Origin of the sequence: Duganella aquatilis, from assembly GCF_009674565.1 — a bacterium.
In the GTDB taxonomy this organism is placed as follows: Bacteria; Pseudomonadota; Gammaproteobacteria; order Burkholderiales; family Burkholderiaceae_D; genus Rugamonas; species Rugamonas aquatilis.
Genome location: NZ_WKJL01000015.1, coordinates 17,972 through 29,419 on the forward strand (window position 1 = coordinate 17,972; position 11,448 = coordinate 29,419).

General features: G+C 62.5%; 9 protein-coding genes. 2 read left to right on the top strand and 7 right to left on the bottom strand.

Features of this window, described 5'->3' with window-relative positions; genetic code table 11:
- Nucleotides 1-3: 3 nt before the first annotated feature.
- Nucleotides 4-1,095 (bottom strand): LPS export ABC transporter permease LptF, encoded by a 1,092-nt coding sequence (gene lptF / locus GJ698_RS19230; RefSeq protein WP_229260073.1) that lies wholly within the window; start codon nt 1,093-1,095, stop codon nt 4-6.
- A 115-nt stretch (nt 1,096-1,210) separates the two neighbouring features.
- Between lptF and GJ698_RS19235 the strand changes: the two genes are divergently transcribed.
- Nucleotides 1,211-2,704 carry a leucyl aminopeptidase gene (locus GJ698_RS19235; RefSeq protein WP_154359480.1) on the top strand — a complete coding sequence of 498 codons (1,494 nt, stop codon included), beginning with the start codon at nt 1,211-1,213 and terminating at the stop codon, nt 2,702-2,704.
- Nucleotides 2,705-2,717: 13 nt separating this feature from the next.
- Here the strand turns inward: GJ698_RS19235 and GJ698_RS19240 are convergent, their stop codons facing one another.
- On the bottom strand, nt 2,718-3,161 hold the full coding sequence (locus tag GJ698_RS19240; protein WP_229260074.1) for a hypothetical protein: 444 nt from the start codon (nt 3,159-3,161) through the stop codon (nt 2,718-2,720).
- An 88-nt stretch (nt 3,162-3,249) separates the two neighbouring features.
- On the bottom strand, nt 3,250-3,660 hold the full coding sequence (locus tag GJ698_RS19245; RefSeq protein ID WP_154359481.1) for a phiTE_015 family protein: 411 nt from the start codon (nt 3,658-3,660) through the stop codon (nt 3,250-3,252).
- 401 nt (nt 3,661-4,061) lie between these two features.
- On the opposite strand from GJ698_RS19245, the gene xth reads away from it, so the two are divergent.
- The gene (gene xth, locus GJ698_RS19250) at nt 4,062-4,826 is read left to right on the top strand and encodes an exodeoxyribonuclease III (protein WP_154359482.1); all 765 of its coding nucleotides are present in this window, start codon (nt 4,062-4,064) and stop codon (nt 4,824-4,826) included.
- A 7-nt stretch (nt 4,827-4,833) separates the two neighbouring features.
- On the opposite strand, the gene GJ698_RS19255 is transcribed toward xth, so the two are convergent.
- The 4 genes from GJ698_RS19255 to GJ698_RS19270 all read right to left on the bottom strand — a co-directional run bounded on the left by GJ698_RS19255 (nt 4,834) and on the right by GJ698_RS19270 (nt 11,445).
- A complete protein-coding gene (locus GJ698_RS19255; RefSeq protein WP_229260075.1) occupies nt 4,834-7,416 on the bottom strand; it encodes an EAL domain-containing protein in 2,583 nt (860 codons plus the stop codon).
- Between the two features lie 118 nt (nt 7,417-7,534).
- The gene (locus GJ698_RS19260) at nt 7,535-9,196 is read right to left on the bottom strand and encodes a cation acetate symporter (RefSeq protein ID WP_154359483.1); all 1,662 of its coding nucleotides are present in this window, start codon (nt 9,194-9,196) and stop codon (nt 7,535-7,537) included.
- Nucleotides 9,193-9,501 carry a DUF485 domain-containing protein gene (locus GJ698_RS19265; protein ID WP_154359484.1) on the bottom strand — a complete coding sequence of 103 codons (309 nt, stop codon included), beginning with the start codon at nt 9,499-9,501 and terminating at the stop codon, nt 9,193-9,195. The genes GJ698_RS19260 and GJ698_RS19265 overlap by 4 nt, the downstream gene beginning before the upstream one ends.
- Before the next feature lie 72 nt (nt 9,502-9,573).
- On the bottom strand, nt 9,574-11,445 hold the full coding sequence (locus GJ698_RS19270) for a propionate--CoA ligase (RefSeq protein ID WP_154359485.1): 1,872 nt from the start codon (nt 11,443-11,445) through the stop codon (nt 9,574-9,576).
- Nucleotides 11,446-11,448 lie beyond the last annotated feature (3 nt).

Consider the following 11,448-nt stretch of genomic DNA (forward strand, 5'->3'; position numbering starts at 1 on the left):
CGATCAGTCTTTCTTGTTGCGCGAGCGCTTGTACGCGGCCACCAGCGCCATCGGGTGATAGCGGTGATTCAGGTTCAACCGCCATGCGAACAGGCCGACCACGGTCAGCAACGCCAGCAAATGCAGCGGCCACCACGACAGCGCAAAGCTGCCCTTGCCCTGCTTGACGCTGGCCTCCACCAGCTTGACGAAGTTGTTATAGCTGAAGAACACCAGCAGCGCGATGATCAGGTTGGCCGAGCTGCCCGCACGCGGATTGACAAAGCCCAGCGGCACCGCCAGCAGGATCAGCACCAGGCAGGTCAGCGGCTGCGCCATGCGCCACAGCAGTTCGGCGCGCGAGACGGAATCGGTTTTCTGCAGCAGTTCCATGGTCGGCAGCGCCACCGCGTCGCGGTCGGCGTCCAGGTCTTGCGTCTGCTGCGTCACGCGCATGCTGTAGGTGTCGAACTCCATGGTCTGGAAATCCGACTGCCCCGGCGTGCCCTGGTAGCGGCGGCCGTTCTTCAGCACCAGGTAGCGCTCGCCCTTCGGCCCGTCATTGACCACGCCCTCGCGCGCGACGATGACGGCGGTGCCGTGTTCGTCGACCGTGTTGACGAACACGTTCTGCACCACGGCCGTCTTGCCGGCCACGCCTTCGACAAAGAAGATGCGGTTGGCCGACGCCGATTCCTTGAACTGGCCCGGCGAAACCTTCTGCAGGTCTTCGCGCTTTTCAAAGCGCTCCACGTACTCCAGGCTTTTCTGCTTGGCCCACGGCGTGGCGACGAAACTCAGGCCGGCGGTGACCAGCACCAGCGGCAGGCCGAAGGTCAGCACCGGGCCTATCCAGCGCGTCAGGCTCAGGCCCGAGGCGAACCACACCACCATTTCGGAATCGCGGTAGGTCCGCGTGACCACCATCAGCACCGAAATAAAGCTGGTGAGGATGACGAGAGTTGGCAGATAATTCAGCACGGCGAAAGCGATCAGCGCGATCACGTCACTGGAGGCGGCCTTGCCGCCGGCGGCCTTGCCGAGAACACCGATCAGTGTCCACGTGACGCTAATGCTGAACAACACGGTGAAGCTGGCGCCGGCGGCACTGGCCATTTCTCGTCGTAGGGCGCGTTGAAATATCATTGAAGATTATAATTCGGTAGTTTGGCCCATATATACGCTATACGGGACCACAAGTTTTAAGTACGTACACGACACGGAGAATCAAATGGACTTTAGCATAAAAGCATTCGACACAAAAAACACCATCGCTACGGCCAAAGCCGGCGTCATCGCCGTGGCGGTCTTCGAGAACAAAAAGCTGTCGCAAGCTGCCAAGGCGCTGGACGGCGCTGGTGAAATCACGGCTGCGCTGAAGTCCGGCGACATCACCGGCAAAACCGGCACCACCCTGCTGCTGCGCGGCGTCAAAGGCGCCAGCGCCGAGCGCGTGCTGCTGGTCGGCCTGGGCAGCGATGAAGCGGTCAGCGAGAAAAGCTTTGCCGGCGGCGTGGCTGCGGCGCTGAAAGTCTTCGCCACCCTGGGCACGAGCGACGCTATTATCGCACTGCCGGCGACCGAAGTGAAAGAGCGCGACGTGAATTGGGCGATCCGCTGCGTGGTGCAGAGCGCACACGAGTCGGTGTTCCGCACCGATGGCCAGAAGAGCAAGAAAGATCCGGCCCCTGCCGGCGTGAAGAAAATCGCCCTGGCCGTGCCGAGCAACGCCGAGACCAAGACCGCGCTGGTGCAAGCCATCGCCATCGCCAACGGCATGGACCTGACCAAGGAACTGGGCAACCTGTCGGCCAACGTCTGCACCCCGACCTACCTGGCCAACACTGCCAAAAAACTGGGCAAGGACTACAAGTTCAACGTTGAAGTACTGGACCGCAAGCAGCTGGAAGCGCTGAAAATGAACAGCTTCCTGTCCGTCACCAACGGCAGCGAACAGCCGCCGAAGTTCATCATCCTCAAGCACATGGGCGGCAAGGCCAAGGATGCGCCGGTGGTGCTGGTCGGTAAAGGCATCACCTTCGACACCGGCGGCATTTCGCTGAAGGCCGGTCCCGGCATGGACGAGATGAAGTACGACATGGGCGGCGCCGCCTCGGTGCTGGGCACCTTCCGCGCCATCGGCGAGATGAACCTGAAGCTGAACGTGATCGGCGTCATCGCCGCCTGCGAGAACATGCCGTCGGGCCGCGCCACCAAGCCGGGCGACATCGTCACCTCGATGAACGGCCTGACCATCGAAATCCTGAACACCGACGCCGAAGGCCGCCTGGTGCTGTGCGACGCGCTGGCTTACGCCGAGCGTTTCAACCCGGCCGCCGTGATCGACATCGCCACGCTGACCGGCGCCTGCATCGTCGCCCTGGGCCACCATAAGAGCGGCCTGTTCACGCGCGACGACGAAGCCCACAACAAGCTGGCCGACGAGATCATGGCCGCGGGTAAAAACGCCGGCGACACCGCATGGCGCCTGCCGATCGGCGAAGAGTACAACGAGCAGCTGAAGTCCAACTTCGCGGACCTGGCCAACATCGGCACGCCGGGCGGCGCCTCGTGCACGGCGGCCGCGTTCCTGGAGAACTTCACCCGCAAGTACACCTGGGCGCACCTGGATATCGCCGGCACCGCGTGGAAATCGGGCGGCGCGAAAGGCGCTACCGGCCGTCCGGTGCCGCTGCTGTCGAACTTCCTGATTAATCGTGCCTAACGCGCGTACATAATCAGAACAGGGTCACGCCGGGCGCCGGCGCTGGCCCTTCTTCTTTTTCCTGAGCCGGGTGCATCACCACCGTCAAGGTGGCCGGATAGTCGTATCCTGCCCCCGTGTTCTTGTCGACGATATAGCCGACACCGGCCGTCAGCGCCAGATTCCCCCACAGGTTGCCGTCCACCTTGGACTCGACCTTCTCGTATGCCCAGCCCTTGTCCGCCTTCTGGCAATCGATGCGCAGCGGTCCCGCGCTCTTGCGCAGCGTCACGCGGCCCGGCGTGGTGACGAACCATTTGCCGACGTCGTTATACAGCACGCAGCCGACGCCCGCGATCTCGCGGTGATCGAGCACGGTTTGCACCAGCACGCTTTGTTCGGTGGATTCAGTCAGGGAGGCGCAACCAGCCATGGCGGCCAGGAGCGCAATTACCGCGGCGGCGGAGCGGAGATACATGGTCTGTCTCAAGTAAATGGAGTCAGACCAGTGTAGCAGCCCGCCGGCGCGTTTATTTGCTTAATCAAGCGGCGTAAAGCCTTGCACTTTACGCGTTGTGGCGATCCAGAGTCCGCGCGGCGACAGGCTGGTCGGCCTGTTCTTCCTGCTTCTTCTTCAGGCCCTGCACCACTTTCAGGATGTCGTCCATGCCGCGCTCGCCGCCCAGCGTGGAGAAGGCGTCCAGCACTTCGTTCAGCACCTGATTGCGCACGGCGGCTTCGTCAGGATTGATCGCTGGCGGACGCTGCACGGCAACCGCTGCGCGCTTCTCGGCGGCGGCGGCTTCCTTCTGCGCGGCGGTTTTACGGCCGCCCGGCGTTTTGCCATGTTCCAGCGCCGCTTGCCAGATCACCCAGCGGCGTTGCGTTTCGAAGACCAGGTACTCGTCTGGCTTGTCTTCACGGCGACGTACGATATGGCCGTCGCGCTGTGCCCATGCCTCAAATGCAGTTCGCATTTTTTTATTCCTTTGTAAATGCGCCAGGCGCGATTCACTGTAAATTCCACAAGTAATTTCCGTATAGTATCATTTATTGCGTCACCACAACACAAAAAGATACTTAAATTACGCTTAGTGATTTGCCGGACGGAAACACAAGTTTTCCAGGCCCTTTTCGCTAGTATATTTCTATTTTGCTTATTTTGTCTCGTCTTTAGGTTATATTTTGATAACTAGGGGGCAGTATTGGCAATCTTTTTGCGATTTCACACATTTTGCAACATTCTAGGCGCTGCACCGGAGTTGCGAAAGGGGTTTTCATGTTTTTTCATACAACTTTGCAAGATGATATCGGATGTGTTAAATCCGCGATGCTGTAAGATGCTAGTCACTAGAACCCGCACGAAAGCAACCCTGCCATGAAAATAGCTACTTGGAATGTTAACTCTTTGAACGTAAGACTGCCGCACGTTATGAAATGGCTAGAGGAGAACCCCACCGATGTGCTAGCAATCCAGGAAACAAAATTAACCGACGACAAGTTTCCGCTGGCGCAACTGGAAGCGGCCGGCTATCACGTGGCCTACACGGGGCAAAAAACCTATAACGGCGTGGCCCTGATCTCGCGCCTGCCGATCCACGACATCGTCAAGAACAACCCGAAATTCGACGATCCGCAACAGCGCATCATCGCCGGCACCGTGGACGGCGTGCGCGTGGTGTGCGCCTATGTGCCCAACGGCCAGGCGCTCGGTTCCGACAAATTCGAGTACAAGATGGCCTGGCTGAACGCCTTCCACGACTGGATAGCCGAACAGGCGGCCGCGTATCCGCAACTGGTGGTGGCGGGCGACTACAACATCGCACCGGAAGACCGCGACGTCCACGATCCCGCCGCCTGGGAAGGCATGGTCCATGTGTCGGAGCCGGAACGGGCGCAGCTCAAGCGCCTGCTGGACCTCGGCCTGACCGACGCCTTCCGCATGTTCGAGCAGCCGGAAAAATCGTATAGCTGGTGGGACTACCGCGGCCTGGGCTTCCGCCTGAACAAGGGCCTGCGCATCGACCACCTGCTGCTGTCCGACGCGCTCAAGCAGCGCTGCACCGCCTGCGTCATCGACCGCGTGCCGCGCAAGTGGGAACAGCCGTCCGACCACACGCCGGTGATCGCCACGTTCAGCTGATAGCGGATCAGCAGCGCGGCAGCAGCAGCTGGGCCGTCATGTGCGGCACCGGCTGCGAGAACAGATAGCCTTGCGCGAACTGGCAGCCGTGCCGCTGCAGCAGCGCGTACTGCCCTTCCGTCTCCACGCCCTCCGCCACCACCGACAGCTGCAGGCTGTCCGACAGCGCGATGATCGCCGCCACGATGGCGCGGTCTTCCGCGCTCTGTTCCAGATCCTTGATGAAGGCGCGGTCGATCTTGATCTTCTTGACCGGGAAGCGCTTCAGGTAGGCCAGCGACGAATAGCCGGTGCCGAAGTCGTCGATCGACAGGCGGATGCCCATGGCGTTGATGTGGCCGAGGATTTCCAGCGTCTGCTCGCCGTGCTGCATCAGCGCCGTCTCGGTGATTTCGAATTCGATCAGCGCCGGGTCGATGCCCGTTTCGTCGAGTATGCAGCGGATCGACTCCACCAGCCCGCGATGCATGAACTGGCGCGGCGACAGGTTGACCGCCAGCGGCACCGGCAGCATGCCCTGGCTTTGCCACAGCATGCTTTGCCTGCAGGCCTGGCGTATCACCCACTCGCCGATCGGCACGATCATGCCGTTTTCCTCGATGATGGGAATGAACTGGTCCGGCGTCACCAGCTCGTTGCCGCCGCGCCGCCAGCGCAGCAGCACTTCCATCGCGTGCAGGCGGCGCGTGCCGATGTCCATGATGGGCTGGAAGTACAGCTCGAACTCGTTGGCCGCCAGCGCGCCGCGCAGGCTGGATTCCAGCTCGAAGTGGCGCGCCGCCGTCTGGTTCATCGACTCCTTGAAGAACTGGTAGTTATTGCGGCCGCTGGCCTTGGCGTGGTACATGGCGCCGTCGGCGTTGCGCATCAGCGCTTCCACATCGCCGCCGTCGTCCGGATAGATGCTGATGCCGATCGACGGCGTGATGTGCAGCTTGCGCCCCTCCAGCGGAAAGTCATCCGACAGCGCCTCGATAATCTTTTCCGCCACCTGCGCCGCTTCGTCCGGCAGGCGGATGCCGGGCACCAGCACCACGAATTCGTCGCCGCCCAGCCGGGCCACGGTGTCGCTGGCGCGCACCGCGCGGCACAGGCGCGTGGCCACTTCCTTCAGCAGCTGGTCGCCGGTCATGTGACCGAGCGAATCGTTGATGGTCTTGAAGCGGTCAAGGTCGATGAACATCACCGCCAGCTTGCGATCGAAACGCTGCGCCGCCAGCATGGAGCGGTCCAGCCGGTCCGACAGCAGCGCGCGGTTCGGCAGGCCGGTCAGGCTGTCGTGATAAGCCATGTGGTGCACCCGCGCCTCCGCCTGGCGGCGCTCGACGATCTCGCCCTGCAGCTGCGCGTTGGCGCCGGCCAGTTCGGCGGTGCGCTCCTGCACCCGCAGTTCCAGCTCGTCGCGCGCGCGGGCCACCGCTTCCGCCGCTTCGCGCCGCGCGGTGATGTCATCCACCAGCCATACCGAGCGGCCGCCGGCCTGCGCCAGGTCGAACGGCCGGCCGGACAGGCGCGCCCAGAAGGTGCTGCCGTCCTTGCGCACCAGTTCATATTCCGACACATTGACCTGGCCGGCGCGGAAGTCGCGCACGGTCTCGGCGCGGGCGTGCTCCCAGGCGTTCATGTCGGCGTAAAAGGCCTGCACGCTCAGGTGATTCATCTCGCCCGGCGCGTAGCCGAACAGTTCCTCCATCTTGCGGTTGCAGCGCAGGTTGCGGCCGTTCTCCACCACCGAGATGCCCAGCACCGCGCTGTCGAGGATCGCCTGGTTCTCCAGCAGCGCGTTGCGCAGCGCCTCCTCCGCGCGTTTCTGCTCGGTGCGGTCTTCGATCACCCAGATCGTCCCCTGCGTCGGATCGTCGGGATTGACCACGTAACCGATCAGTTGTGCCCACAAGGTGCTGCCGTCGGCGCGGCGCATCTCGATCTCGGTCTGGAACGGCTTGCCGATGGAGAGGAAGGGATAGGCCTCGGCGCCCAGCTTGTCGTACGCTTCCTGCGACGGATACAGCGCGCGGCCCGGCAGGCCAAGGCCGGCCCGCTCGTCGTAGCCGAACATCTCGGCAAAGCCGCGGTTGTAGCGCGTGATGATGCGGTTCTTGGTGAACAGGATGCTCATCGAGGCATTGGTCATGATCGCCTCGACCTCCATCTGCGTCTGCCGCGAGTGCGTGACGTCTTCCAGTATCCAGATGGTGCCGCCGCCGCGGTGTTCGAAGTCCACCGCGTTGGCGCGCACGCGGCACCAGAACAGGCTGCCGTCCTTGCGCTTGAACTGCTGGGCGGCCTTTTCAAACGGCGCGCCGGCGCTCAGCGAGGGCGAGGCTTCGCGGCCGAACGCTTCGTAGGTTTCGGGCGACTGGAACACCACCGCCGAATGCAGCCCTTCCATCTCGCCCGGCGCGTAGCCGAACATCTCGGCCATGCGCGCGTTACAGCTCATCATGATCTGCGATTTGCTGAACAGGATGCCGACCGACGCGTTATCGAAAATAGCCTTCTGCTCCAGCAGCATGCGGCGCAACTGCTCCTCGCGCTGATCACGCTGATCGCGCTGGGCTTCGGTGGCATTGGGGAGCAGAACCGTCATAGTTGGCAGATCATAAACCACAATGCGGGTGATCGCTATCAATCTGGTTGGTGTGCGCCTCTAAAACGACAATGCCCGGAAAACCGGGCATTGTCTCTGCTACAAGTTGCTATTTTTATCAGTGTGCGCTGGCGCCGGCGGCGCCGATGCCGGTTTCGGAGCGCATCTGCTGCGCTTCGTAGCCGGCGCGGTCGATGCGCGCGCGGTCGCTCTTGTCCAGCACCGAGAACAGCCAGATGCCGAGGAAGCCGGCCGGCATCGAGAAGATGGCCGGCGAAGCGTATGGGAACAGTTCATGGGCATTGCCCAGTACATCCACCCACACGGACTTGGACAGCACGGTCATCACCAGCGCCAGCGTCAGGCCGATAAAGCCGCCGATAGTGGCGCCGCGCGTGGTGCAGTTCTTCCACAGCACGGACATGAACAGGACCGGGAAGTTGGCCGAGGCGGCGATGGCAAACGCCAGCGACACCATGAAAGCGATGTTCTGCTTCTCGAAGGCGATGCCCAGCACCACGGCGACGATGCCCAGTGCGATGGTGGTGATCTTCGATACTTTCAGTTCGCTGGCGCCGCTGGCTTTGCCCTTGGCGATCACGGTGGCGTACAGGTCGTGCGACACGGCCGATGCGCCGGACAGCGTCAGGCCGGCCACCACGGCCAGGATGGTGGCGAAAGCCACGGCCGAGATAAAGCCCAGGAAGACATTGCCGCCGACCGCTTTGGCCAGGTGCACCGCCGCCATGTTGTTACCGCCCAGGAGCTTGCCCGCGGCGTCCTTGAATTCAGGATTGGTGCTGACCAAAACGATGGCGCCGAAACCGATGATGAAGGTCAGGATGTAGAAGTAGGCGATCCAGGTGGTGGCCCAGAACACCGACTTGCGTGCTTCCTTCGCGCTTGGCACGGTGAAGAAACGCATCAGGATGTGCGGCAGGCCGGCGGTGCCGAACATCAGCGCCATGCCGAACGAGATCGCCGAGACCGGATCCTTGATGAAGGTGCCTGGGCCCATGATCGCATCTTTTTTCGCGTGCAGTTCCACCGATTTGGCGAACAGCGCCTCCGGGCTGAAGTTGAACTGCGCCAGCACGGCAAACGCCATGAAGCTGGCGCCGCCCAGCAGCATCACCGCCTTGATGATCTGCACCCAGGTGGTCGCGGTCATGCCGCCGAACAGCACGTAGATCATCATCAGCGTACCGACCAGCACCACGGCGATCCAGTATTCGAGACCGAACAGCAGCTTGATCAACTGGCCCGCGCCGACCATCTGCGCGATCAGGTAGAAGGCCACCACCACCAGCGTGCCGGAAGCGGAGAAGATGCGGATCGGCGCCTGCTTGAAGCGGTAGGCGGCGACGTCGGCGAAGGTGAAGCGGCCCAGGTTGCGCAGGCGTTCAGCCATCAGGAAGGTGATGACAGGCCAGCCGACCAGGAAGCCGATGGCGTAGATCAGGCCATCGTAACCGTTCAGGAACACGGATGCGGAGATGCCGAGGAAGGATGCCGCCGACATGAAGTCGCCGGCGATCGCCAGGCCGTTCTGGAAGCCGGTGATGCCGCCGCCGGCGGTGTAGAAGTCGGACGCGGAGCGGGTTTTCTTGGCCGCCCATTTGGTGATGTACAGCGTGAACAGCACAAACACCGCGAACATGGTGATCGCGGTCCAGTTGGTCGGCTGGCGCACGGCCTGGCCCAGGTCTCCGCCTGCGGCCAGCGCCACGCCGCACGTTGCCAGCAGCACTGGCGCCATCATACGTTTCAAGATGCTCATGCTTTCACCTTGTCGTGGATGGCTTGGGTCAGTTCATCGTATTTGTTGTTGGCGCGGCGGACATACACGCCGGTGATCAGCACCGTGAAGACGATGACGAACAGGCCGATCGGCATGCCCCAGGTCATGACGCCGGTGCCGGTTTTCGTGGCCAGGAATTCTTTGTCGAAGGCGATCAGCAGGATGTAGCCGTAGTAGACCACCATCATTGCTGCGGTGAGCAGCCAGCCGAAGCGGGAGCGGGATTTGACCAGCTTGTGATAATTAGGGTCGTGCTTAAGTTTCTGTACGAGGTCGTCGTGCATTGTGTGTCTCCGTTATTGATGCTCTTCTATTCGAGCTTATACGCAGAATAGAAGAGCAGCCTTACCGGTGCCTTACAACAACGCTTGTTTAATCTGCTGCAGCGACGATGGATCTTCGATCGATGTCAGGTCGCCCGGATTGCGGCCTTCGCAAATGGCCTGGATGGAGCGACGCAGCAGTTTGCCGGAGCGCGTCTTCGGCAACTGCGTGACGAAGTAGACCCGCGCCGGCCGCGCCACCGCGCCAAGCTGGCGGTCCACCACGGCCATCACGTCCTGTTCAAGCGTTCCCGCCGCCGCATCCTTCAGGATGGCGAAAGCCACCGCCACCTGCCCCTTGATCTTGTCCGCCACGCCGACCACCGCCACCTCGGACACATTCGGATGGCTGGTGATGGATTCCTCGATCTCGCGCGTGCCGAGCCGGTGTCCGGCGACGTTGATCACATCGTCGGTGCGACCAAGAATGAAGTAATAGCCGTCCGCATCGCGCACGCCCCAGTCGAAGGTGGAGTACAGCATGCGGCCGCCGACATCGGACCAATAGGTGTCGACAAAGCGCTGGTCGTCGCCGTACACGGTCTGCATGCAGCCGGGAGGCAGCGGACCTTCGATCATCAGCACGCCTTTTTCAGTCGGGCCGCACTCCTCGCCGGTGGCTTCGTTCATCAGGCAGACCTTGTAGCCGTACATCGCCACACCGGGACTGCCGAGCCGCGTCGGCGTGTCTTCTATGCCCTTGGCGATCGACAGGATCGGCCAGCCGGTTTCGGTCTGCCAGTAGTTGTCGATGATCGGCACGCCCAGTTCGTCGGCGATCCAGCTGGACGTGGTTTCATCCAGCGGTTCGCCGGCCAGGTACAGCGCCTTCAGCGACGACAGGTCGTGCTTGCGCATGAATTCCGGCGGCTGCTTGCGCAGCACGCGCACCGCCGTCGGCGCCGAGAACATGCGCGTCACCTTGTACTTCTCGACGATGCGCCACCAGATGCCGGGATCGGGGCAAACCGGCAGGCCTTCGTACATGATGGTCGCCATGCCGGCGATCAGCGGGCCGTAGACGATGTACGAGTGCCCCACCACCCAGCCGATGTCGGAGGTGGCGAAGAAGGTCTCGCCGGCCCTGGCACAGAAGTTGTGCTTCATCGACGACGCCAGCGCCACCGCATAACCGCCGACGTCGCGCTGCACGCCTTTCGGCTTGCCGGTGGTGCCGGAGGTGTACAGCACGTAGGAGGGCTCGTTCGATTCCAGCCAGGTTACCGGCACATGCGCGGCCAGATGCGCGGCGCTCAACGCGGCGTAGTCGACGTCGCGGCCTTCCACGCGCGTCATCGGCGCCAGGCCGCGATCGACCAGCAGCACGCGCGACGGCTTGGCGGACGACAGCGCGATCGCCTCGTCCAGCAGCGGCTTGTAGGGAATCGGCTTGCCGTTGCGCGAGCCGGCGTCGGCGGAGACGATCAGTACCGGCTTGGCGTCGTCGATGCGGCTGGCCAGGCTGTTGGCGGCAAAGCCGCCGAACACCACCGAGTGCACCGCGCCGATGCGGGCGCAGGCCAGCATGGCGAATGCCGCTTCGGCGATCATCGGCATGTAGATCAGCACCCGGTCGCCCTTGCGCACGCCGAGCGACTGCATCATCGCCGCCCAGCGCTGGACTTCCACGTGCAGTTGGTTGAAGGAGTAGCTGCGTTCGGTGTTGGTTTCGGTGGAAATGGCGATCAGCGCGGGCTGGTCGCCCTGCCCGCCCGGCAAGCACCAGCGGTCCACCGCGTTGTGGCACAGATTGGTCTTGCCGCCGACGAACCAGCGGGCGAACGGCGGATGGTCGTAATCCAGCACCTGGGTGAACGGCGTGTTCCAGTCGATGAGCGCAGCTTCGTCCTGCCAGAATTGTTCGGGCGTGGCGATGGAGCGCTGATAAAAATCAGCGTACTTCATGTC